Source organism: Streptomyces sp. NPDC101776, from assembly GCF_044766845.1.
Lineage (GTDB): Bacteria > Actinomycetota > Actinomycetes > Streptomycetales > Streptomycetaceae > Streptomyces.
On sequence record NZ_JBIWMV010000007.1, the window covers coordinates 101,738 to 125,995 of the forward strand.

Annotated in this window: 15 protein-coding genes; 13 read left to right on the forward strand and 2 right to left on the reverse strand. The window is 71.7% G+C overall.

Annotated elements, in window-relative coordinates; translation table 11 throughout:
* Window positions 1-44 precede the first annotated feature (44 nt).
* From ACIRRY_RS23125 to ACIRRY_RS23165, 9 genes are all read left to right on the forward strand, one after another.
* A complete protein-coding gene (locus tag ACIRRY_RS23125; RefSeq protein WP_403975742.1) occupies window positions 45-6,146 on the forward strand; it encodes a type I polyketide synthase in 6,102 nt (2,033 codons plus the stop codon).
* Between the two features lie 49 nt (window positions 6,147-6,195).
* Window positions 6,196-6,984: an SDR family NAD(P)-dependent oxidoreductase gene (locus ACIRRY_RS23130; protein ID WP_403975745.1), complete on the forward strand. Its 789-nt coding sequence runs from the start codon at window positions 6,196-6,198 to the stop codon at window positions 6,982-6,984.
* A 73-nt stretch (window positions 6,985-7,057) separates the two neighbouring features.
* Complete coding sequence (locus ACIRRY_RS23135; protein ID WP_403975747.1) at window positions 7,058-7,510, forward strand: ester cyclase; 453 nt, start codon at window positions 7,058-7,060, stop codon at window positions 7,508-7,510.
* Between the two features lie 94 nt (window positions 7,511-7,604).
* A complete protein-coding gene (locus ACIRRY_RS23140; RefSeq protein WP_403975749.1) occupies window positions 7,605-8,021 on the forward strand; it encodes a nuclear transport factor 2 family protein in 417 nt (138 codons plus the stop codon).
* A 117-nt stretch (window positions 8,022-8,138) separates the two neighbouring features.
* Window positions 8,139-9,791 carry an ABC transporter substrate-binding protein gene (locus ACIRRY_RS23145; protein WP_403975752.1) on the forward strand — a complete coding sequence of 551 codons (1,653 nt, stop codon included), beginning with the start codon at window positions 8,139-8,141 and terminating at the stop codon, window positions 9,789-9,791.
* Window positions 9,788-10,726 carry an ABC transporter permease gene (locus ACIRRY_RS23150; protein ID WP_403975755.1) on the forward strand — a complete coding sequence of 313 codons (939 nt, stop codon included), beginning with the start codon at window positions 9,788-9,790 and terminating at the stop codon, window positions 10,724-10,726. The genes ACIRRY_RS23145 and ACIRRY_RS23150 overlap by 4 nt, the downstream gene beginning before the upstream one ends.
* A 51-nt stretch (window positions 10,727-10,777) precedes the next feature.
* Window positions 10,778-11,638, forward strand: a complete 861-nt coding sequence (locus ACIRRY_RS23155) for an ABC transporter permease (RefSeq protein WP_403975758.1) — start codon at window positions 10,778-10,780, stop codon at window positions 11,636-11,638.
* Complete coding sequence (locus ACIRRY_RS23160) at window positions 11,635-13,431, forward strand: dipeptide ABC transporter ATP-binding protein (RefSeq protein ID WP_403975760.1); 1,797 nt, start codon at window positions 11,635-11,637, stop codon at window positions 13,429-13,431. Before ACIRRY_RS23155 ends, ACIRRY_RS23160 begins: the two co-directional genes overlap by 4 nt.
* A gap of 116 nt (window positions 13,432-13,547) precedes the next feature.
* On the forward strand, window positions 13,548-16,061 hold the full coding sequence (locus ACIRRY_RS23165) for a hypothetical protein (RefSeq protein WP_403975762.1): 2,514 nt from the start codon (window positions 13,548-13,550) through the stop codon (window positions 16,059-16,061).
* A gap of 13 nt (window positions 16,062-16,074) precedes the next feature.
* On the opposite strand, the gene ACIRRY_RS23170 is transcribed toward ACIRRY_RS23165, so the two are convergent.
* Window positions 16,075-17,778, reverse strand: a complete 1,704-nt coding sequence (locus tag ACIRRY_RS23170) for a hypothetical protein (RefSeq protein WP_403975764.1) — start codon at window positions 17,776-17,778, stop codon at window positions 16,075-16,077.
* A 308-nt stretch (window positions 17,779-18,086) separates the two neighbouring features.
* Here ACIRRY_RS23170 and ACIRRY_RS23175 point away from each other — a divergent pair, with 308 nt between their 5' ends.
* The 4 genes from ACIRRY_RS23175 to ACIRRY_RS23190 are packed head-to-tail and all read left to right on the forward strand — an operon-like array spanning window position 18,087 to window position 22,827.
* Window positions 18,087-19,493, forward strand: a complete 1,407-nt coding sequence (locus ACIRRY_RS23175) for a M1 family metallopeptidase (protein ID WP_403975766.1) — start codon at window positions 18,087-18,089, stop codon at window positions 19,491-19,493.
* Window positions 19,494-19,534: 41 nt separating this feature from the next.
* Window positions 19,535-20,287: a L,D-transpeptidase family protein gene (locus ACIRRY_RS23180; RefSeq protein WP_403975769.1), complete on the forward strand. Its 753-nt coding sequence runs from the start codon at window positions 19,535-19,537 to the stop codon at window positions 20,285-20,287.
* Window positions 20,288-20,305: 18 nt separating this feature from the next.
* Window positions 20,306-21,004: a response regulator gene (locus ACIRRY_RS23185; protein WP_403975771.1), complete on the forward strand. Its 699-nt coding sequence runs from the start codon at window positions 20,306-20,308 to the stop codon at window positions 21,002-21,004.
* Window positions 21,001-22,827, forward strand: a complete 1,827-nt coding sequence (locus ACIRRY_RS23190; RefSeq protein WP_403975774.1) for a sensor histidine kinase — start codon at window positions 21,001-21,003, stop codon at window positions 22,825-22,827. The genes ACIRRY_RS23185 and ACIRRY_RS23190 overlap by 4 nt, the downstream gene beginning before the upstream one ends.
* A 114-nt stretch (window positions 22,828-22,941) precedes the next feature.
* Here ACIRRY_RS23190 and ACIRRY_RS23195 read toward each other — a convergent pair whose 3' ends face one another.
* Complete coding sequence (locus ACIRRY_RS23195) at window positions 22,942-24,162, reverse strand: saccharopine dehydrogenase family protein (RefSeq protein ID WP_403975776.1); 1,221 nt, start codon at window positions 24,160-24,162, stop codon at window positions 22,942-22,944.
* Between the last annotated feature and the right edge of the window lie 96 nt (window positions 24,163-24,258).

A 24,258-nucleotide genomic window follows, 5' to 3' on the forward strand; every position in this document is an offset into this window, starting at 1 on the left:
GAGATCCATCGAGTTCAACCCGACGGGAAGAGGTACGTACCCCGATGGCCACCGAGCAGCAGCTCCGCGACTATCTGAAGCGCGCGCTCAACGACGCCAGGCAGGCCAACAGGCGGCTGCAGGAGGTCGAGGAGAGCCGGCGCGAACCGATCGCCGTGATCGGCATGGCCTGCCGGCTGCCCGGCGGGGTCGCCTCACCGGACGACCTGTGGGCGCTGGTGCGCGACGGCGTGGACGCCATCACGGAGTTCCCCGACGACCGGGGCTGGGACCTGGACGCCGTCTACGACCCGGACCCGGAGCGCATCGGCACCTCCTACACCCGGCACGGCGGATTCCTCGACACCGTCGCCGACTTCGACGCCGAGTTCTTCGGCATCTCCCCGCGCGAAGCCCTCGCCACCGACCCCCAGCACCGGCTGCTGCTGGAGTCCGCATGGGAAGCCTTCGAGCGCGCGGGCATCGACCCGCGCTCCCTCAAGGGCAGCCGTACCGCCGTCTTCGCCGGTATCGCGGGCGGCGACTACACACCCCGACTCGGCGCCGCGCCGGGCGAGTTGGAGGGCTACCTGGGCATCGGCGGCCTGGACAGCGTCGCCTCCGGCAGGATCTCGTACACCTTCGGCTTCGAGGGCCCGGCGGTGACCGTGGACACGGCGTGCTCCTCGTCGCTGGTCGCCCTCCACCTGGCCGCGCAGTCCCTGCGCTCGGGGGAGTCCGACCTCGCGCTCGCGGGCGGGGTCAGCGTGATGTCCACGCCGCAGGCGTTCGTCGAGTTCGCCCGGCAGCGCGGGCTGTCCGCCGACGGCCGCTGCAAGGCGTTCGGCGCTGGTGCCGACGGCACCGGCTGGGCGGAGGGGGTCGGCCTGCTGCTCGTCGAGCGCCTCTCCGACGCCCGCCGCCTGGGCCACCCGGTGCTCGCCGTCCTGCGCGCCTCCGCCGTCAACCAGGACGGTGCCTCCAACGGCCTCACCGCACCCAACGGCCCCTCGCAACAGCGGGTCATCCGGCAGGCCCTGGACGCCGCCGGACTGAGTGCCGCCGACGTCGACGCCGTCGAGGCGCACGGCACCGGCACCTCCCTCGGCGATCCCATCGAGGCCCAGGCCATCCTGACCGCCTACGGACAGCGACGCGCGCCCGAACGGCCGCTGCTGCTCGGCTCGTTGAAGTCCAACATCGGGCACACCCAGGCCGCCGCAGGAGTCGCAGGCGTCATCAAGATGATCCAGGCGATCCGCCACGGAGTGCTCCCGCGCACCCTGCACGCCGACGAACCCACCCCGTACGTCGACTGGTCCGCCGGCGCGGTACGGCTGCTGACCGAGGAACAGCCCTGGCCGGCCACCCCGGAAGGCCGTCCCCGGCGGGCCGGGGTCTCCGCGTTCGGCGCGAGCGGCACCAACGCACACGTGATCATCGAAGAGGCCTCGTCGACGGACCCCGGCGACAGGTGGGAGACACCCGCAGGCAGCGACACGACGCCCCTCCCGTTCGTGCTCACCGCACAGACCCCGGACGCCCTGCGCGCCCAAGCGGCCCGTCTCGCCGCGCACTTGGAGCGCACCCGTCTGCGTCCCCTCGACCTCGCGTACTCGCTCGCCACCACCCGCGCTCCCCTCAAGGAGCGCACCACGCTCGTCGCCGACCACCACGACACCCTCCTCACGGCCCTCCGCGACCTCGCGCGGAACGACTCCCCGGACACCGTGACCTCCGACACCGGTTCCCTGGCCGTCCTCTTCACCGGTCAGGGCAGCCAACGGGTCGGCATGGGGCGGCAGTTGTACGACGCCCATCTCGCCTTCGCCGCCGCCTACGACGAGGTCGCGGCCCACCTCGACCCGCTGCTGGACCGCCCGATCGCCGAAGTGACCGCCTCCGGCGCGCGGTTGGACGACACGGAGTACACCCAGCCCGCCCTGTTCGCCCTGCAGGTCGCCCTGTTCCGCCTCTACGAGTCCTGGGGCGTGCGCCCGGACCATGTCGCCGGACACTCCATCGGTGAGCTGACCGCCGCCCATGTGGCCGGAGTGCTCGACCTCCCCGACGCCGCCGCCCTGGTCGCCGCCCGCGCCCGCCTGATGCAGCAACTGCCGCGTGGCGGAGCCATGTTGGCCATCCAGGCCACCGAGGAGGAAATCAGGGCCGAACTCGCCCCGCTGGACGGGACGGTGGACGTGGCAGCCGTCAACGGGCCGTCGTCCGTGGTGATCTCGGGCGACATCGAACCGGTGCTCGCCCTCGGCGCCCGCTTCGCCCAGCAGAACCGGCGCACCCGACGCCTCACCGTGAGCCACGCCTTCCATTCGTCCCACATGGACGGCATGCTCACCGAGTTCACCGCCGTCGCCAAGGGGCTCACCTACCGGCCGCCCCGGATTCCGGTCGTGTCCGACGTGACCGGCCGGATCGCGGCAGACGGCGAGATCACCACCGCCGACTACTGGGTACGGCACGTCAGGGAAGCGGTGCGGTTCGCGGACGTCGTCCGCACCCTGGACGAGGCCGGCACCGGCACCTACCTCGAACTCGGCCCGGACGGCACCCTCACCGCACTGGTCCGGGCCACCCTGGCCGACGCGTTCGCGCTGCCCGCGCTCCACCGCGACCGGCCGGAGGCGGAGACCGCGGTGGCCGCCCTCGGCGCGCTGCACGGCCGTGGCCGCCCCGTCGACTGGCCCGCCTTCTTCGCCGGAACCGGAGCCCGCCGCACCGACCTTCCGACGTACGCCTTCCAGCACCGCCGCTACTGGCTGGAGCCGGGCATCACAACTCGCCCCTCCGGCATCGGACTTGAGGACGCGGACCATCCACTGCTCGCGGCGGCCGTACCGCTGCCCGACACCGACGGCGTCCTGTTCACCGGCAGCCTCTCCCTGCGCACCCATCCGTGGCTGGCCGGCCATGCCGTGCAGGGCACGGTGATCGTCCCCGGCACCGCCCTCCTCGAACTCGCCCGGCGGGCCGGTGAGGAGCTCGGCGCCGACGTCATCGAGGAGTTGGTGGTCGAGGGCCCGCTGGTCCTGCCGTCGCGCGGTGCCGTGCAGATCCAGGTCGAGGTGGGCGCCCCCGACGCGAGGGGAGCGCGCGAAGCCGTCATCCGTTCGCGCGCCCCCGGCGGCGGCTGGTCCCGCAACGCCACCGGCACCCTGACCGCACCGCCCGCCGACGGCTCCGCCGGGTCGCCCGACCTCACTGCCCGCCCCCGGCCCGCCGAAGGGATCGCCCAGGCGGCCGACCTCACCGCCTGGCCTCCCCCCGGCGCCACGGCCGTACCCATCGACAACATCTACGCCCAACTCGCCGCCTCCGGACTGGAGTACGGCCCGGCGTTCCGCGGCCTGCGCGCCGCCTGGCGGGACGGCGACACCTTCTTCGCCGAGGTGGCCCTGCCCGAACCCCAGCACGCGGACGCCGCCCGCTTCGGCCTGCACCCCGCCCTGCTGGACGCCGCCGTCCACCTCACCGCACACGACGACCTGACCGGCACACCGGCAGGCTTCAGCCGACTCCCCTTCGCCTACACGGGAGTTCGCCTGCACGCGGACGGCGCCACCGCACTGCGCGTCCGCCTCACCCACACCGGCCCCGACACCCTCGCCGTCGACCTCGCGGACGGCTCGGGCGCACCCGTCGCGACGATCACCGCCCTCCACGCCCGTCTGGTGTCCGCCGCGCAACTCGCCACCGCCCGCAGCGCCGACCCGGACTCCCTCTTCCGCCTGGAATGGCGGGAGTTGCCCACCGAGGCGGGACCGGTTCCCGTCCCGGAGACCGTCCACCTCGGCGAGACGGACGGAGCGGGTGACACCCCGCAACGCATCCGAGCCGCCCTGGCAGAGGCCCTGGACGCACTCCGCGGCCCTGCGGAGACCTTGGTCGTCGTGGTCCGCCACGCCCTCGCCGTAACGGAGGGCGACCAACCGGACCTGGCCTCGGCGTCCGTATGGGGACTGCTGCGCTCCGCTCAGGCGGAACAACCCGACCGACTCCTCCTGGTCGACACCGACGGCACCCCGGAGAGCACGGCTCTGCTCCCCGCCGTCGTGGCCGCCGCCCGCACGGCCGAGGAACCCCAAGTCGCCCTACGCGCCGGCGTCGCCCGCGTCCCGCGTCTGGCGCGGATACCGGAGGCGCGCAACGACCAGGTGGAGGAGAGCCGTTGGAACCCCGACGGCACCGTCCTCATCACCGGCGGCACCGGCGCTCTCGGCTCCGCCCTGGCCCGGCACCTCGTCACCCAGCACGGCGTACGCCACCTCCTCCTGGTCTCCCGCAGCGGAGCCCAGGCGCCCGGTGCCGACGAACTGGCCGCCGACCTCATGGCCGTAGGCGCTCAAGTCACCACCGTGGCCGCCGACATCGCGGACCGTGACGCACTCGCCGCGCTCATCGCCTCGGTGCCGTCCGGGCACCCCCTGACGGCCGTCGTGCACACAGCGGGCACGGTCGACGACGGACTCGTCGACACACTGACCCCCGACCGACTCGACGCCGTGCTGCGTCCGAAGGCCGACGGCGCCTGGTATCTGCACGAACTGACCGCGCACCTGCCGCTGGACGCGTTCGTCCTCTACTCCTCCGTCGCGGCCGTGCTCGGCGGTCCCGGTCAGGGCTCCTACGCCGCCGCCAACACCTTCCTCGACGCGCTCGCCGCTCACCGGCACGCCCTCGCGCTGCCCGGTCAGTCCCTGGCCTGGGGGCAGTGGGAGCAGCCCAGCGGGATCACCGGTCACCTCACCGAAGCGGACCTCGGACGGGCCCGCAGGGCGGGGCTCCGTACCCTCCCCACCGACCGGGGCACCCAACTCTTCGACAGGGCGGGCGCGTTGGACCTGTCGTACCTCGTACCCGCGCCTCTGGACCTCGCAGCGCTGCGCGATCGGCAGCCCGTCCCTGCGCTCCTGCGTGGCCTGGTGCGACCGCCCCGGCGGACGGCCCGCGCCGGTACGGAAGGCCCCGCACTGTCCTCCCGGCTCGCCGGGCGCACGGCCGAGGAACGGCAGGAGATCCTGCTCACCCTCGTGCGAGGCGAGGCCGCCGCCGTGCTGGCCGCCCGCCCCGAAGCCGTAGCGGCGCACGCCCCCTTCAACGACCTCGGACTCGACTCGCTCGCCGCCGTCGAACTGCGCAACCGCCTCACCACCGCCACCGGCCTACGACTCGCCGCCACACTCACCTTCGACCACCCGACACCCGCCGAACTCGCCGCGCACATCGACGAGTTGTTCGGTGTCGTTCAGGAAGCCGGTCCCACCGCCGTACCCCGCACCACCACCCCCGACGACGAACCCCTCTCGACCCTCTACCGACGCCTCGCCGCAGAGGGAAAGTTCGCCGACGCCTCCGCACTCATCGGCGTCGCCTCCGCGCTGCGCGGACAGTTCACGAGCGAGGAACGCGCCGAGCAGGTGCAGCGGCCCCTGCACCTGGCACAGGGCGACCAGCCGACCGCGGTCGTGTGCTTCCCCGCGCTCAGCGCCATCTCGGGACCGCACGAGTACGCCCGCTTCGGCCACGGCTTCCAGGGCGAACGCGATCTGTTCGTCGTGCCCTCACCCGGCTGGCGGGCCGAGGACCCGCTGCCCGACAGCCTGGACACGTTCCTCACCCTGCACACCGAGGCCGTCCGTCAACTCGTCGGCGACGAGCGGCCGTTCGTGGTCGTCGGCCGTTCCATGGGCGGCTGCCTCGCCAACGCGGTGACCGCCCGCCTGGAGCAGGAGGGCCGCCCACCGGCCGGACTCCTCCTGATCGACGCCTACCCCGTCGACAGCGCCGTCCGCGAGGGCATGAGCGAGTGGTGGCTGACCGCCATGCTCACCGGAATGCTGGACCGCATCGAGGCCTACGACATGGTCTGGAGCGACGCCAGCCTGACCGCGATGGGCGGATACAACAACCTCTTCGCCCAGTGGCAGCCGGCCCCCGTCGCCGCGCCGACCCTCGCGCTGCGCGCCGACACCCCCTTGCGCCACACCGTCGTGGACCCCACGGGCCGTGCCGACTGGCGCGCCCACTGGCCCGTGCCGCACCGCACCGAGGACATCCCCGGCGACCACTTCACCGTCCTGGAGGAGCACACCCCGACCACGGTCGAGGCCGCCCGCCAATGGCTGCGCACGCTCGACAACCACGCCTGAGCGACCGCGCGGTCACCGCCAACCCTCCAGCACCACAAAGGAGTTGTCCATGACGTCACAAGCCGCACCCGCGGCGCCGGTCACACTGGTCACCGGAGCCGCGTCCGGAATCGGGGAGGCCACCGCGCGTCTCTTCGCGGAACGCGGTCACCGGGTGGTCGCCGTGGACGTACAGGAGGAGGGGCTGGCCAAACTCGGCACCCTCGACGGCGTGGCCACCCTCCTCGGCGACGTCTCCGAGGAGTCCACCAACACCGCTGCCGTGGAACTCGCGTTGGAGCGCTTCGGGCGCCTCGACGCGGCCGTGCTGAACGCGGGCATCGGCGGCGCCGGACCGCTGGAATCGCCCGGCGCGATCGAGCGGTTCGACCGTCTCTTCGCCGTCAACGTGCGCTCCGTCGCCCTCGGAATCCGCGCCGCCGCCCCCGCGCTGCGCGCCTCCGGCGGCGGCGCCATCGTCGCGACCTCGTCCGTCTCCGGGCTCCGAGGCGACCCCGGAACCTGGGGCTACAACGCCACCAAGGCCGCCGTCATCAACCTGGTGCGGGCCACCGCCATCGACTACGCGGCCCAGAACATCCGGGTCAACGCCATCGCCCCCGGCGGCACGGCCACCGCGCTGACCGCCGGCCAGATCGCCGACCCGGACTTCTCCGCGGCCATCACCGGCCGCATCCCGGCGCACCGCTGGTCCGACCCCCGCGAGCAGGCCGAGGTCATCTGGTTCCTGACCTCGCCGGCCGCCTCGTACGTCACCGGCGTGACCGTCCCGGTCGACGGCGGACTCAGCGCCAACGGGGGCATCCTGCCCCCGCCGCCCGGGCCCGCGGCCCACTGACCCATCGATCCACCGGTCCATCGACCCGCCGGACCACCTACCCGCCGGTCCATCCAGAGAGAGCAGGCACCACGTGAGCGGCACCCACAACAACCACGACTTCGAGAACGAGACCGAACGCAACAAGACCGTCGCCCGGCGCTACTTCGAGGAGTTCGTCGACGGTCGCAACCTGAACACCCTGGAGGAGATCGTCGCCGCGGACGCCGCCGACGAGACCCGGGTCGGCGTCGGTGGCACCGGCACCCGCGAGGACTTCCGCGAGCACGCCCGGTGGCTGTGGGAGAACGTCAAGGACGTCCATGTCTCCGTCTCCGACCTGCTCGCCGAGGGCGACCGGGTGATCGTGTTCTGGAAGATCGAGGGCGTGCACACCGGCAACATCTTCGGCGTACCCGCCACCGGCAAGCCCTTCACCGGGCACAGCATCAGCTGGCTGACCATCCGCGGGGGACAGGTCGTCCGCTACAACGTGCTGCCGGACCGCCTCGGCATCATCCAGCAGCTCGCCGACGTCCACCTGTGACGGTCCAGACCGCCCGCTGACCCCTTCACCATCCGTTGCCCGGCCGCCCGTTCACCGGCCGGCCGGGCAACGCCCGTTTCCGCAGGAGTACTTCATGTCCCTTCCCGCCGGGCTCAGCCCCGACGACCTCGCCGAACTCCGGCAACTGCTCGCCCTCTTCGCGCACGTCTTCGACAACGGCGACCTCGACGGGCTGGCGGAGGTGTTCACCGAGGACGGCGTCATCGTCCTGGCCGGACCCGGGCGCGAGTTCCAAGGCCTCGACGCCATCAGGGAGTTCAACCGGAGCCTGGGGGAGCGGTCCCCCGACCACCACACCCTGGACACCGTGTTCACCGTCGACCCCACGGACCCCTACGGCACCGTCCGCGCCCACAGCCGCTACCTCGCCCTGCTCCCCGACGGCAGCATCCACAACGGCGACTACCTCGACGTCCTCGTCCGTACCCCCAAGGGCTGGCGCATCGCGCACCGGCGCTCGGTACCCCGGTACCCGGTACGGGTCCAGTAGGGGTCCGCTAGGGGCGTGCGGCCCGGGCACGCCGGTTAATTTCGTGGCATTCCCCCACGTCATCAGCCGGTCGGCCGTGCGCCGCCCTCTCCACCCGCGACACACCGGAGTTCCCACATGCCCGTCAACCGCTCCAGAGCCCTTGTCCTGGCCGCCGTCGGCTCGCTGTTCCTCGCGGCCTGCAACGGAGCCGGCGACACCGACGGCGCGGCGGCCGGCGCCACCGGAAAGCCGGTCAGCGGCGGCTCGTTGACCTACGCCGTGGACACCGAGCCGGTGTCCTTCGACATCCACGCCAGCCCGCAGGACATCACCGGCGCCATCCAGCGCAACGTCTTCGACTCCCTCGTCTACCAGGACGCCAAGGGCGAGTTCCACCCCTGGCTCGCCACCAAGTGGTCGGCGTCCAAGGACCTGAAGACCTACACCTTCCATCTGCGCGACGACGTGAAGTTCACCGACGGCACGGCCTTCGACGCCGAGGCCGTCAAGGTCAACTTCGACCGGATCGTCGACAAGGCCACCAAGTCCCAGTACGCGTCGAGCCTGTTGGGCCCCTACACCGGCACGACCGTCGTCGACGCCCACACCGTCGAGGTCCACTTCTCGGCCCCCGTCGCCTCCTTCCTCCAGGCCGCCAGCACCCCCTACCTCGGCTTCTACTCCCCGGCCGCCATCAAGAAGTACGGCAGCAAGCTCAGCGCGGGCGGCGCGGCGGATGTGGGCACCGGCCCCTTCAAGTTCACCAGTTACACCAAGGGCCAGAGCGTCACCCTGACCCGCAACTCCGCCTACAACTGGGCCCCTTCGACCGCCTCCCACACCGGCGCCGCCTACCTGGACAAGCTGACGATCCGCTTCCTGTCCCAGGACGCCACCCGCGTCGGCGCCCTGACCAGCGGCCAGGTCCAGGTCGCCGACCCGATCCCGCCCGCCGACGTCAAGACGGTCAAGGCCAACTCGCAGTTGCAGGTCCTCACCACGGACGCCCCCGGCGCCAACTACGCGCTCGTCCTCAACACCACGCAGAAACCCCTCGACGACATCCGCGTCCGCAAGGCCATCCTGCGCGGCATCGACATCGACACCGCCGTCAAGAGCGTGTACTTCGGCGTCTACAAGCGCGCCTGGGGCCCCATCTCCCCGACCACCCCGTACTACGACAAGTCCCTTGAGAACACCTGGAGTTACGACCCCACTCTCGCGGCCAAGTCCCTGGACGAGGCCGGCTGGACCGGCCGTGACTCCGACGGCTACCGCACCAAGAACGGCAAGCGCCTCAGCATCGAATGGCCGCTCATGCCCCAGGAGTACATCCGCGAACAGCGCGACACCCTCGGCCAGGCCATCCAGGCCGACCTGAAGAAACTCGGCATCGAGATCAAGCGCCCCCGCCTCGACATCGGCACCTACATCGCCAAGGTCTACGGCGGCCAGGAGGGCATCGCCGACTACAGCTGGGCCCGCTTCGACCCCGACGTCCTGCGCCTGTACTTCAACAGCTCCAGCGACCCCCGCAAGGGCGGCCAGAACGCGACCTTCTACAAGGACGCCGACCTCGACAAGTGGACCGACGACGCGCAGAAGACCCTGGACAAGAACATCCGCCAGGACCTCTACGCCAAGACCCAACAGCGCGCCATCGACCTCGCGTTGGAGGTCCCGGTCTATGTCCGCACCGCCGTCGTCGGCGTCGCCTCCGACGTCCACGGCCTGAAGACCGACCCGAACACCTGGACGAACTTCTACGACACCTGGATCGGCAAGTGAGCCCGACCGCACTGCTCAGAGCGGTCGTCAAACGCCTGGTCGCCGCGCTGGCCGTGCTCTTCGGGGCGGCGACCCTGGCCTTCCTGACCCTCCAGCTGATCCCCGGCGACCCGGTCGCGGTGATGCTCGGACCGGGAAACGCCGCGAGCCCCGAGATCCGCGCCGAGATCACCCACGAGTACGGCCTCGACCGCTCGCCGGCCGAGCAGTACCTGCACTACCTCGGCAACCTGCTCAGCGGGAACCTCGGCGAGTCGTACCAACTCCAGCGCCCGGTGACCGACCTGATCGGCGACCAGCTCTGGCCCACCGTCCAACTGGCCTTGTTCGCCCTGCTGCTGGCGGTCACCGCGGCCGTCCTGCTGGCGGTGGCCACAGCCGGACGCCACCCGGTGCTGCGCGCCGCCGCCTCCCTCGCCGAACTCCTCGCGGCCTCAACTCCCGCCTACTGGACGGGAATTCTGCTACTCACCGCGTTCTCCTTCCAGTTGAGGATCTTCCCGGTCGCCGGAGCCCAGGACTTCGCCTCCCTCGTCCTGCCCGCCGTCACCCTCGCGCTGTCCCTGGCCGGAGTCCTGGCCCAGGTGCTGCGCGAGGGCCTGGAAGCCGCCCTCGCGCAGCCGTTCGTGGTGACCGCCCGCGCCCGCGGACTCAGCGACACGGCCGTACGGCTCCGGCACGCGCTGCGCCACGCGGCGATCCCGCTGGTCACCCTCACCGGCTGGCTCACCGGTTCTCTGCTCGGCGGCGCGGTCCTGGTCGAGACGGTCTTCGGCCGCCCCGGCATCGGCGCCCTCACCCTCCAGGCCGCCACCAACAAGGACATCCCGCTGGTCATCGGTCTGGTGCTGCTGTCCGCCCTCGTGTTCGTCGTCCTGTCCACCGTGATCGACCTGCTCTACCTCGTCATCGACCCCCGCCTCCGGACCCGTTGACATGACCCACCTGACCTCCCGGCGCCCCCGGGCGAGAAAGGCCGCCGCCCCATGACCACCGTCACTGTCGCCGTCCCGCCACGGCGGTGGCCCCGGCTCCTGACCGCCGTACGCCCGGCGCACGCGGCGACCGCGGCCGTCCTGGTCCTGATCGCGCTGGCGGCGCTGTTCCCCGGCCTGTTCACCTCCGCGTCGCCCATCGACACGGACCCGGCCCACGCGCTCACCGCACCGGGCGCCGCCCACTGGTTCGGCACCGACCAGCTCGGCCGCGACATCTTCGCCCGCGTCCTGTACGGCACCCGCACCTCGGTAAGGCTCGGCCTCGGCTCCACGGTGCTGGCCGTCCTCGGCGGTTCCCTCCTGGGCCTCGCCGCAGGCCTCGGCGGCCGGTGGACCGACCAGGCCCTGATGCGCCTGGTGGACGCCCTGCTCGCGCTGCCCCCGATCCTGCTCGGCCTGCTCGCCGTCACCATCCTCGGACCCGGCACCCTCAACGTCATGATCGCCATCGCGATCGCCTTCTCACCGGGATACGCCCGCCTCGTACGCGCCGAGACCCTGGTGGTGCGCACCTCGGGCTACGTCGAGTCGGCCACGGTGCTCGGGCTGCGCCGGCCCCTGCTTGTCCTGCGGCACATCGTGCCCAACGCGCTCGGCCCGCTGCTGGTCCTCGCCACCGTCGGCTTCGGCTCCTCCCTGATCGCCGCCTCCGGGCTCAGCTTCCTCGGGCTCGGCCCGCAACCGCCCTCGCCCGAATGGGGAACCATGCTCTCGGAAGGCCGCAACTTCCTTGCCACCGCCTGGTGGATCGGAGTCTTCCCCGGAGCGGCGATCACGTTCACCGCGCTCTCGGTGAACGTCGTGGGCCGCCGGGCCCAGGCCCGCTTCACACGGAGGACCGACGGATGAGCCTCCTCGACATCGACGGACTCGACGTCTCCTTCGGCAGCCTGCACGCCGTCCGCGACCTCTCCCTGCACCTCGACCGCGGTGAATGCCTCGCCCTGGTCGGCGAGTCCGGCTCCGGCAAGAGCGTCACCGCGCGGGCCCTGGCCGGACTGGCCGGGCGTGGTGCCTCGGTCACCGCCGGCCGTCTCGCCTTCGACGGAACAGACCTGCGCACCCTCAACGACCGTGCCTGGCGCGGCATTCGGGGCCGCCGTATCGGCCTCGTCCTCCAGGACGCCCTGGTCTCCCTGGACCCGCTGCGCCGCGTCGGCGCCGAGATAGCCGAGCCGCTGCGTACGCACCGGATCGTGTCCCGGGCCCAACTCGGTTCGCGTGTACTGGAGTTGCTGTCCGACGTGGGCGTACCGGAGCCCGCCCGCCGCGCCGACCAGTACCCGCACCAGCTCTCCGGCGGCCTGCGCCAACGCGCCCTGATCGCCTCGGCCGTAGCGGCCGCCCCCGATCTGCTGATCGCCGACGAACCGACCACCGCCCTCGATGTCACCGTGCAGGCCCAGGTGTTGACCCTGCTGGCCAAACTCCGCGGCGAGGGCACCGCTCTCCTCCTGATCAGCCACGACCTCTCGGTGGTGGCTGGCCTCGCCGACCGCGTCGCGGTCATGTACGGCGGCCGGATCGTCGAACACGGCGACACCGAGCGGGTGTTGAGGTCGCCGCGCCACCCCTACACCCGGACCCTGCTGGACGCCGTACCCGCCGCCCACGCCAAGGGCACCCGGTTGTCACCCTCGTCGTCACCGGGCCTGCCCGCGGCCCCGGACGGCTGCGGTTACGCGGCCCGTTGCCTCCTGGCCGACGACGGCTGCCGGACCACGCTGCCCGACCCGGACTACCACGGAACCCTGTGCCACCACCCGCTCTCCGCGACGACGGCGACGAGTGGGACGACCCTTCCCACGCCCACGGTGATCGAGAGCGCCTCGCCGGGATCGCCCCTGGTGGTGGCGGAGGGCCTCACGAAACGCTACCGAGCACCGGACGGCACACCGTACGACGCAGTCCGCGACGTGTCCCTGACGCTGCACCGGGGCGAGACCCTGGGCGTGGTCGGCGAGTCGGGCTCGGGCAAGACCACCGTGGCCCGCATCCTCCTCGGACTGACCGAACCGGACGCGGGAACGGTGCGGTTCGACGGCGTTCCCTGGACCGGGGTGCCCGAGCGCGCGCGGCGCCCGCTGCGGCAGCGCGTCCAGGCCGTGCAGCAGGATCCGCTCGGTTCCTTCGACCCCCGCTTCGACGTGGAGCGGGTGATCGGCGAGGCCGTCGCGCTCGTCGGACCCAAGCGCGGGCGGGCGCGCCGCGCCCGGGTGGCCGAACTGCTCGACCAGGTGGGGCTGTCGGCGTCGGTACTGGACCGCCGGCCGCGCGACCTCTCCGGCGGACAGCGCCAACGCGTCGCCATCGCCCGCGCGTTGGCGCCGGCCCCCGACCTCATCGTCTGCGACGAACCCGTCTCCGCCCTCGACGTCTCCGTCCAGGCCCAGATCCTCGACCTCCTCGCCGACCTGCGCCACGACACGGGCGTGACCCTCCTGTTCATCTCCCACGACCTCGGAGTCGTCCACCACGTCAGCGACCGGGTGCTGGTCATGCGGAACGGGCGGGTGATCGAGTCCGGCGACATCGGGGCGGTCTTCACCAGCCCGCAGGAGGACTACACGAGAGAACTGCTCGCCGCCGCGATCCCGGGCGGGGAGACTTGGACCGTGTCCTCCGCACCGGTGAACTCGTAGCGGTCGGCGGCGTCAAGGCCGCCTCCATATGGGCGAGTTCGACTGTGCAAACGGGCAAGATCTCCTTACGGTGGGACCGATCGCCCCACGGGGGCATTGGGCACGAAGGGGGTTCAGTGGACGCCGAGTTGACCGCGTTCGTGACGACGGCGGTGTCGGCCCTGACCGGGCTGATGGTGACGGAGTCGTGGGAGCAGGCCAAGGGGAGAATCGCCCGGTTGCTCCGGCGTCGCGGTACGGACGAGGACCCGCAGGGCGAACTCCAGTCCGCGAGCGACGAGTTGGCGCGGGCCCGCGCGGACGGGGACGAGCGGGCCGCCGAGCGGGTCGGGGAACGGCTGCGCGAGCGTCTGCTGCGCGATCTGCGGGACGACCCGGAGACCGCGCGGGAACTGGCCCGGCTGATCACCGAACTCTCCCCGGACACGGCGGTCACGTACGTCAGTTCGGTCAGCGGAGGTGTGTATCACGGCCCCGCGCTCCAGGGCGCGCACATCAACGGCAACATCACGTTCGAGGTGCCGGCGCCACCGTCGACCGGTGCGCGGGTCCGACCGGACCAAGTGCCCGCCCTGACCTACACGTTCATCAACAGAGACAGCGATCTCGCCCGGCTGCGCGCCGTGTTCACCGCCGGACGGACGGGCTCCAGGACCGTGAGTCTCGGGGTGGTCGCGGGAGTCTCCGGTGTCGGGAAGTCCGCGACGGCGCACCGGTTCGCGGACTTGGTCCGGGAGCTCTACCCGGACGGTCAGTTGTACGTGGACTTCGCCGCGCTGCGGGACGAGTCGGGGTCAGCGCCCGCTGCCGTCTCCGATGTCTCCGAGGCGCTGGCCACGTGTCTGATCGGGCTCGGCGTCGGCAAGGACGCCATGCCGCAGACGGTCGAGGCCCGCAGTAACCTCTTCCGCTCCCGCACCACCGACCTGCGGATCCTGCTCGTCCTCGACGACGTGACCGAGCCCGCCCATGTGCGCGCGCTCATCCCGAAGGGGCCCGGCAGCGGAGTGCTGGTCACCACCCACGCCAAACTGGGCGAACTGGCGGTCAGGGACGGCGCGCAGCTGATCGGCCTCAAACCCCTTGACGCGCAAGGAGGTTCGGCCCTCCTCGACGACCTGTGTCCGCCGGGCACCGTGGACGCCGATCGCGCGGGCGCCGAGCGTCTGGTGGAGTTGTCCGGCGGTCTGCCCGTCGCCCTGCGGATCGCGGCGGCCCGGCTCCTGACCGAGGACGGCCTGACCTTGGCCGAGTTGGTGGAGGAACTGTCCGACGAGACGGACCGGCTGGCCGGACTGTCCCTGCCCGCCGAGGAGCTCTCCGTGTCCGCCGCCCTGGGACCTTCCTACCGCCTGCTGCCACCCGACGCGGCCCGGCTCTACCGCCTTCTCGGCCGGCTGCCGACCGGACTGTTCGACGCAGGGGTGGCCGCGGCCGCCGCCGAAGTCGACGTCCGGGAGGCCCGGCGACTCCTCGGGGTACTCGCGGGTGCGAGCCTCGTCGAGCGCCAGGCGGACAAGCGCTACGCCATGCACGACCTGATCCGGCTGCACGCCCGCGAATGCGCGACGGCGGAGGGGCCCGCGACCGAGGAAGCGGCCCTCGTCGGCCGGGTGGCCGCGCACTACCTCGTCCTGGCCGCACTCGCCGACCGGGCGATCAAGAGGAACCGGCTGAGGATCGCCGACCTGAGCGCACTGCTCGCCGAGGTCACCGATCCCTTCGCCGCCGTCGGTGGACCGTCCCCGCTCGCCTGGCTGGACACCGAACGCGCCGCGATCCTGGGCATCCTGCGTGCCGCCTCCCGCCGCGAACTGCACACCGTGGTCTGGCAGTTGGCCGAGGCCTTCACCGCCCTGTTCCTCAACCACCGTTACCTAGACGCGTGGCGGGAGTCGCTGGAGCTGGGTGTGGCGGCGGCCGTAGCCGCGGCCCGTTCGGCCGGAACGGCGGGCGAGATCGCCGAAGCCACCGCCGCCGAGGCACGCCTGCGCAGCCTCCTCTCCCGCCCCCTGCTCGACCTGGGCCGGCGCGAGGAGGCACGCACGGCCCTGGAGTCGGCCGTCGTCGCGGCCGAGACCGCCGGCAACCTCCAACTCACGGCCTCCGTACTGGAGTTCCAGGGCCGCTATCTCGACCGCTACGACCCCGAGCGCGCGGTGGGTGTGTACGAGCGCTCGCTCGCCCTGAACGAGCAGGCCGGACAGACCCGCGGCGTTGCGATCGTCGCGTTCTTCCTGGGCTGCGCGCTGGACGCCCGCGGCGACCACATCGAGGCCCTGGCCGCTCTGCGCCGGGCCCATGACGCCCTGCTCGCCGACGCGGAACCTGACGTACGGATGGCGGCCCGAGCGCTGGCCGCCATCGGAGCCGTACACGACCGTCTCGGCGACACCACGGCCGCGGACCGTGAACTGCGGGAGGCGGTCGCGATCCTGCGGGAACGGGACGCCACGCACTACGCGGCCGAACCCCTGGTCCGGCGTGCCGACATCGCACAGCGGACCGGCGCCGGCGAGGACGTGGTGCGCGGTTTCCTCACCGAGGCGCTCGAGATCTACGACGGCGAGGGCAATCCGGCGGCGGAGGAACTGCGGCGGCGACTCGCGGAGTTGGACGGCGACGACTGAGCCGTACGGCGCTTCACCGGGCGTCCGGCCGGACCCGCAGGACAACATCCTCCGTCCGCCGGTCGCCCGCCCGTACCGTCACCGCGCAGTCGTCCAGCGGGAGTTCGGCACGGAAACAGGCGTAGACGACAGCGGCCAGGAGTTGCGGATCGCCGAGCGCCCCGGTGCCCGACGCCTCCACGACCGGCCCGTCCCGGAACCCCGCCAGACAGGTCCGCCCCCGTACGCCCGACACGGCCAGGAGACTGCCGGGCAGCCGGTCGAGCGTGTCCCGCACCCACCGCAGCGCACCCGGGGCCGTCGGTTCGGTCCGGCTCCGGACGATCACCGAGGCACTGGCCGACACCCTTCCGTCCCGTTCGCCGTCCGTGCACATGAGATGGGAGAAGGAGGTGGTGTCGTCGACGGTCGAACCACCGCTTCCGGCGACGGCCCCCGGGAAGCGCACCACGGTGACGGTCGGCTGTCCGTCCTCGTCGTCGACCTCGGTGATCACTCGCCATGCGGTGACGGGCGTGCCGGCCGGTTCGGGCAGCGGCACGGCGAGCGGATACGGCGGCTCGGCTGCGGGCTCCGTCAGTTCGAGCAGGCGGTACAGGGCGGTGCGCAACCGGGCCAGGGCGCGCCCCGGTTCGGCGAAGGCCCGGTCGGTGACGTCGGCGTAGCGCTCCGGTTTGTGCTCCCGTACGACGTCCTCGACCTGGGTACGCAGGTCGCCGCGCGGGTCGAGCCCGGGCGCCAGGTCCGCCATGGCGTGGGCGGCCGTACCGGGAACGGCGTCGGCACCGAACGCGGCGAGCAGCAACGGGGTCCCCAGGGCCGCGCCGTACAGGCTGACCGACCCGTGGTCGCCGATGAGGACGTCGGCCGCGACGAGGGCGGGCCGCCAGGCGTGCACCGCGGGCATCAGCAGCAACCCCGAGTCCAGGGCCGCCGCCTGAAGCGTGCGGAGCGTCCAGGAGCCGTGCGCGGCCCAGACATTGGGGTGAATGATCGCGCCAACTCGGTAGCCGTCGTAGGGGAGTTGGGCGAGGAGGCGGGCGGGCAGATCCGGCTGGGTGCCCAGCAGCGAGGTCGGGCCCCAGGTGGAGCTGACCATGACCAGTCGCTGGTGTTCCTCGATGCCCAGCGCCTCCCGGTAGGCCGATCTCAGCGGCGCGCTGTTCGTCAGTTCGTCGAGGCACGGATCGCCCACCAGGAGGGTGCGCCCGGCGATCTTCGGATGGGTGGCGAGGAGCTGTTCCTCCTGCGAGGGGTGCGAGATGGCCAGCCAGGCGCGGCCCGATGAGAGGAGCGCGTCCGGGACGACACCGGACAACCGGTCGCCCGTACCGCGCGAGTCGGGCACGCGCTTCTGGAAACCGACGCCGTGCGGCAGCACTAGGACCGGGCAGTCTCCGTCCGGCACATCGATGTTCTCGCTGGCGGAGAGGATGAGATCCGGGGCGACCTCGTCCACCTGCTCCCAGGGCAGCACCCGGCAGCCGGCGTCGTGCAGCAGGCTCAGGACACCGGAGTCGAAGGCCGAGGTCGGGTCGTGCGCGAAGACGACGGTGACGCGGTGGTCGCCGCGCAGCAGTGCCGGGAGCGCTTCGAGGACACGGACGGTCGAGGTGACCGTACGGGCGGCCACCACGAGGGTTCGTTCGCCGTGAAAGGTGTTCCACCGATGGGCGTCGCGCCCCACCGGCACACGCAGTGGTGCTCTACCGGTCATGGCATCGCCCCTCGGCCGGCTGCCCGACGCCGATCAGCCGGCTTGCGGCTTGCGGCTTGCGGCTTGCGGCTTGCGGGAACGCTCGTCTATCACACCTCAAGCCGCGTTTCCACCCTTCGTCTCGGGACGGGATCGTTGGTCGTGAACGCCTACAAGTTAACTACCGCGACGGTCCGGACCGAACAGGGGACCGAACGGGTGGCAGCCGCTCCGCCCGACAAGTTTGCTTTATCAAGAGGGATTCCGAGCGCCCGCGCGGCCTAGTCTCTGAGACGGATGATCACCCCCCTCACCCTGTAGGAGCGCATGTGACGCACCTCCGGCAGCAGTCCACAAGACGCAGCGCCGTCGTCGCCACCGTCCCCGTCGCCCTCGCGGCCCTGCTCGCGGCCGCCACACCCGCCGGCGCCGCGACGATCGGCTCGGCCGGCGCGGGCGACCCGTACTTTCCGCTCTCCGGGAACGGCGGCTACCACGTGGCCCACTACGACCTGACGCTCCGCTACGACCCGACGAGCCGCCACCTCGACGGCAAGGCGGTTCTCACCGCCCGGGCCACCGAGAAGCTCACCCGCTTCGACCTCGACTTCAAGGGCCTCAAGGTCACCGGTCTCACCGTCGACCGCGCCGAGGCGGACTTCCGCCGCGACGGACAGGAACTCGTCGTCACCCCGCGCCACGCCGTGCGCAAGGGCCAGCGGTTCCAGGTCACCGTCACCTACAACGGCGTCCCCAAGCAGGTCACCGACCCGGACGGCTCGGCGGACGGCTGGATCGCCACCGACGACGGCGCCTTCGTGGCCGGCGAGCCGCAGGGCGCGATGACCTGGTTCCCGGCGAACAGCCACCCCAAGGACAAGTCGTCGTACGACTTCACGATCACGGTCCCGCAGGGGCGCACCGCGGTCGCCAACGGCGTTCTCCTCGGGCAGAGGACGGTTCACGGGAAGACCACGTTCCGCTGGCACGCGCCGGAGCCGATGGCCGCCTACCTCGCCACCGCGACGGTCGGGAAGTTCAAGGTCGAGCAGTACACCACCAAGGACGGGGTCAAGGTGTACAACGCCGTCGACCCGCGTGAGGCCACCGCCGCCGCGCCCGTGCTGAAGAAGCTGCCCTCCGTCCTGGAGTGGGAGAGCAAGCTGTTCGGGCCGTACCCGTTCCGCTCGGCCGGGTCGATCGTCGACCACGCCCCGGACGTCGGCTACGCCCTGGAGACACAGGGGCGGCCGCTCTACGACTCGGCGCCGGACCTCAGCACCCTCGTGCACGAGAACGCCCACCAGTGGTTCGGGGACTCCGTGTCGCTGACCGCCTGGAAGGACATCTGGCTCAACGAGGGCTTCGCGACCTACACGGAGTGGCTCTACGCCGAGCAGCACGGCGGCAAGACCGCCCAGCAGACCTTCGACGCGCTGTACGCCCGCAAGGCGACCGACGACCTGTGGGCGTACCCGCCCGGCGACCCGGGCAGCGGCGCCAACATCTTCGGCACGCCGGTGTACGCCCGCGGGGCCATGACCCTGCACGAACTCCGCCTGGCCGTCGGCGACAAGACCTTCTTCGCGATCCTGCGCGCCTGGGCGGGCGGGCACCGCTACGGGCACGGGACGACCGCACAGTTCATCACCCTTGCGGAGCGGAAGTCGGGGAAGAAGCTGGACGTCCTGTTCCACACCTGGCTCTACACGAAAGGCAAGCCGGCCCAGCCGTAGGAGCTGACGAGTTCCTCACATGTGTCGGTCATCGTCGACTCATGATCACTCGTATGTCCCCGGTCGCACTGGTCGCCGCGTCCCTGTTTCTGACGGGATGCGGCGGCGGTGCGGTGGCGGCCACGGACCACACGTCCGACCCCGCTCCCGCTCCTGCCGTCTCGTCCTCGCCGTCGCCCTCGTCCGCGATATCCGCCGAGGCGGCTCCCCGCCAACTGCCGGGCGTGGGGCCCAAGATGCTGGCCCGAATACCGGCCGGCACCGAGCAGGTCGTCCTGGTGACCGGCCGGGCCGCGAACTCCCCCCTCGCCACCCTCGCCCTGTACGAGCGCACCGACGACGGCTGGCAGCAGACCGTGAGCTGGGCCGCGCACAACGCGCTCAGGGGCTGGTCGGACCACCACATGGCCGGTGACCTGCGCTCACCGATCGGTGTCTACTCGCTCACAGACGCGGGCGGGCTGCTCAAGGACCCCGGCACCAAGCTGTCGTACGACCAGGGATGGGGCTTCGTCTCGCCCGGCACCGGCTTCGAGGGCGAACCCCTCGCCGGGTCCTTCGACTACGTGATCGCCATCAACTACAACCGGCGGCCCGGCACTTCACCCCTCGACTGGACCCGCCCCCTCGGCTCCTCGCGCGGCGGCGGCATCTGGATCCACGTCGACCACGGCGGCCCCACCCACGGCTGCGTCAGCATCGCGGAGGACCACATGAAGGAACTCCTGCGCACCCTCGACCCCGCCCGGCACCCCGTCGTCGTCATGGGCGACGCCGCCGCCCTCGGTCACTGACGGCCTAGGATCCGCCAGGTGTGCGCACATGTGCTGGTCGCCGAGGACGACGAGATGCAGGCCGAGCTGATACGACGCTCCCTGCTGACGGAGGGCCACACCGCGACCGTGGTCCACGACGGGGCTGCCGCCATCGCTGCCGCCCGGAGCCTGAGACCCGACCTCGTGGTGCTCGACCTCATGCTCCCGGTGATCGACGGCTTCGGGGTGTGCCGGGCGCTGCGCGGCGAGGAGGACATCCCCGTCCTGATGCTCACCGCCCGCTCCACCGAGGACGACGTCCTGCTCGGCCTGGAACTCGGCGCCGACGACTACATGACCAAGCCCTACAGCCCGCGCGAGCTGATGGCCCGCATCCGCACGGTCCTGCGGCGCAGCGGCCGGAGCACCGAGGACCGGCAGGAGACCGCCGTCGTACGGGCGGCGGGACTGTCCGTCGACGCGGTACGGCACGAGGTGCGCTGCGACGGGGCGCCGGTGGACTGCACACCGGCCGAGTTCGAGATCCTGCTGGCGATGACCGCCGAGCCCGAACGGGTCTTCTCCCGGCGGCAGTTGCTCCAGTACACCCGGGGCCTGGACCGGGCGTCCACCGAACGGGCGGTCGATGTCCACATCATGAACCTGCGCCGGAAGATAGAGACCGACCCACGCAGACCGGTCCGGCTGCTGACCGTGTTCGGCGTCGGCTACAAACTGCGCGGTGATCGCGCGTGAGGCCCCGGATACCGCTGCGCAAGCGGTTGTTGGTCCGGCTGCTCGTCGCCACCGTGCTGATCGCGCTCTGCTCGGTCGGGGCGACGGCCTGGCTCGCGGTGGAGACCACCACCCGCGCCATCCGGGAGGAACAGGGACAGGATCTCGCCGACGACATGCGCATCCTCGCGCAGCTCAGCGGTTACGCCGCGACCCATCCCGAGTGGAAGGGCGTCGCCCCCACCGTCCGCGCCCTGTCGAAGAAGATGGGCCGCCGGATCGCCCTCACGACCTCCGACCGCACCCTCATCGCCGACTCCGCCGCGCACGGCACCTCACTGCCGCCCCGCGCCGCCGCCAACGTCGACCCGCTGCACACCGACACCTACACGGAACCGGGCGCACAGCTCAGTGGCCTCGATCCTCGGGTCGTCGGACCGTACCGGGTGACGGCGAAGGAGCGGGCCCGGCTGATGGGGCTGGCCGAGGAGCGGCGCGCGTGCTTCGCCCAGGCCGGTATCGACACGACCATCACGATGACGCCGAGCGGCCGTCCCGTCCTCACCGACGGGGACGGCAACGACGCCAACGGCTATGTGCCCGAGCAGTGCGCCGACGGGAAGCTCAACACCCCGACCGCCACCGAGAACAAGGCGCTGAAGAAGCTGATCGTGAGCGCCCAGCCCTGCATGCTGCAGGGCGGTGTGACCTTCAAGGTCCCCTACTTCGGCGTCGACGTCTTCGACAAGAGCCTCGGCTCCCGCTACGTCACGGGCGCGTACAACAAGCTGGGCGACGCGGCCGCCATACGCAAGGCGGAGGCCTGCACCGACAACGCCCGCCGCGCCCAACTCGACCCCTACGTAGCGCCGGTGGCCGAACTGTTCCTGGGCGGCGGGAACACGACCGCACCCCGCTTCGCCGTCTCCCCGGCGAACAAGGCGAAGGTCGTCGGCGCGGCGGCGGCCGTACTGGCGCTCACGGTCCTGGTGACAGCCGTCGTCGCCACGAGACTCGTACGCCCCCTGCGCGCGCTGACCGAAGCGGCCCAGCAGCCACCGGAGTTGCACGTCCGGGTGCCGGTGAAGACCAGGGACGAGACCGGCATCCTGGCCGAGGCGTTCAACGACCTGACCGAACGCCGGGAACGTATGGAGGCCCAGCGCAAGGCCATGGTCAGCGACATCGCCCATGAGCTGCGCAGCCCGCTCACCAACATCCGCGGCTGGCTGGAGGTCACCCGGGACGGCTTCGTCGAACCCGACCCGGCGCTGCTCGGCTCCCTGCACGAGGAGGCGATGGTCCTCCAGCGGGTCATCGACGACCTCCAGGACCTCGCCGCCGCCGACGCCGGCACCCTGCGGCTGCACCGCGAACCCGTGCGCGTGGAGGACCTCGTCGACCAGATCGTCGCCGCGTACCGCGTCTCCGCCGACACGGCCGGGGTCGCCCTGACCGGCAAGACGGACAACTCCCTCTGGCTGGAGGCGGATCCGGTACGCATGCGCCAGGTTCTCGGCAACCTCGTGTCCAACGCGCTGCGCCACACACCGGCCGACGGCACCGTCACCCTGACCGTGTGGCGCGACGGCGACGACATCGTCCTGACCGTCGCCGACACCGGCACCGGCATCGTGCCCGAGAGCCTCCCGCACGTCTTTGAACGCTTCTGGCGCGCCGACCAGTCCCGCAGCCGCCGCACCGGAGGCAGCGGCCTGGGCCTGTCCATCGTCCGCGACCTGGTCGCCGCGCACGACGGCACGGTGGAGGCGACGAGCGAACCCGGCGCCGGGTCCGTCTTCACGCTGCGGTTGCCCAACTCCGCGCCGCCGGAGGGGGATTGACGACCGTCCAACTCCGGTTCGCCGGAAGGGGATTGGCGGTCGTTCAACTCCTCTCCACCGGAAGATGATTGACGCCCCGTCAATCTCTCCCCGTTGTCCGGCGGTTGAGCGCGGTCACTGCTCCCGCAGTCCCCACGGCGACCCGTACGCCGTCAGCAGGTCCAGGAACGGGCCCGCCGGGAACGCCTCCGGGCCCAGCACGCCCGAGCCGGTCCACGCCCCCGTGGCCAGCAGCTCCAGGGCGATCACCGGGTTGATCGCGGTCTGCCAGACCACCGCCTGGGAGCCGTACTCCGCCATCGACCACTGGTTGTCGACCACGTGGTAGAGGTACACCTCGCGCGGCGCCCCGTCCTTCGTGCCCCGCACCCACGTGCCCGCGCAGGTCTTGCCGCGCATACGGTCGCCCAGCGTCGCGGGGTCGGGCAGACAGGCGGCGACAACATCCCGCGGCGATACGGCAATCGGCCCCGAGGCGCTCGGCACGGTGACCGGCTCGGTGCTGTCGAGGCCCAACAGGTGCAGGGTCTTCAGGGTCTCGATGAACTCGTTGCCCAGCCCGTACTTGAAGGTGACCCGCTTCGCGTCGACCCAGCGCGGGACGAGCAGCACCTCCTCGTGCTCCACGTTCACGCACTCGACCGGACCGATGCCCTCGGGGAAGTCGAACACCTCGGGCTCACTGAACGGTTCCGTGGTGAACCAGCCGCGGTCGGTCTCGTAGACCACCGGAGGGTTCAGACACTCCTCGATCGTGGTCCAGATGGAGAAGGAGGGCGCGAAGTCGTAGCCGTCGACGGTGAGGTTCGCCCCGTCGCGGATGCCGATCTCCTCGATCTCGTCGAAGAGTTCATCGGCGGCGTACCGCGCGAACACGTCCGAGAGCCCGGGCTCCACGCCCATCCCGACGAGCGCCAGCGCGCCCGCCTTCTCCCAGTCGGCCGCGTCCTCGAACTGCGCGTCGCCGAGCTTGACCCCGCATTCCTCGTACGGACGCTCCGGGTGCGGCCGGGACAGCGACATCGCCATGTCGAGATAGTTCGCCCCGGCGGCACGCGCCGCACGGAACAGGGGCAGGACGAAACGCGGGTCGGTCGCGTTCAGCAGCACATCGCACTCGTGCGCACGGAGTGCCGCCGCGACGGCCTCCTCGTCGTTCGCGTCCAGCCGCTCGGCGCGGAACCGGGCGCCGGCGTCCCCGAGCGCGGCGACCGCCGCCTCCGCCCTCGCCAGGTCGTAGTCGGCGACCACCATCGCGTCGAAGAACGGACGCCGGGCCGCGATCCGGGTGACCGCGGTCCCCACACCACCGGCTCCCACGAGCAGTACACGCATGACAAGAACTCCTTCACTGCCGAACTACGGACGTCAGCGGGCCCTGCCCGAGATACAACGCCGGTGCCACGGATAAGGTCAATGGCGTTGGCATAA

Excerpts from the sequence above, each read along its gene's own strand:
- ACIRRY_RS23125 (WP_403975742.1), top strand. The coding sequence starts at position 45 with ATGGCCACCGAGCAGCAGCTCCGCGACTATCTGAAGCGCGCGCTCAAC.
- ACIRRY_RS23130 (WP_403975745.1), top strand. The coding sequence starts at position 6,196 with ATGACGTCACAAGCCGCACCCGCGGCGCCGGTCACACTGGTCACCGGA.
- ACIRRY_RS23140 (WP_403975749.1), top strand. The coding sequence starts at position 7,605 with ATGTCCCTTCCCGCCGGGCTCAGCCCCGACGACCTCGCCGAACTCCGG.
- ACIRRY_RS23145 (WP_403975752.1), top strand. The coding sequence starts at position 8,139 with ATGCCCGTCAACCGCTCCAGAGCCCTTGTCCTGGCCGCCGTCGGCTCG.
- ACIRRY_RS23155 (WP_403975758.1), top strand. The coding sequence starts at position 10,778 with ATGACCACCGTCACTGTCGCCGTCCCGCCACGGCGGTGGCCCCGGCTC.
- ACIRRY_RS23160 (WP_403975760.1), top strand. The coding sequence starts at position 11,635 with ATGAGCCTCCTCGACATCGACGGACTCGACGTCTCCTTCGGCAGCCTG.
- ACIRRY_RS23170 (WP_403975764.1), bottom strand. The coding sequence starts at position 17,778 with ATGACCGGTAGAGCACCACTGCGTGTGCCGGTGGGGCGCGACGCCCAT.
- ACIRRY_RS23180 (WP_403975769.1), top strand. The coding sequence starts at position 19,535 with ATGATCACTCGTATGTCCCCGGTCGCACTGGTCGCCGCGTCCCTGTTT.
- ACIRRY_RS23195 (WP_403975776.1), bottom strand. The coding sequence starts at position 24,162 with ATGCGTGTACTGCTCGTGGGAGCCGGTGGTGTGGGGACCGCGGTCACC.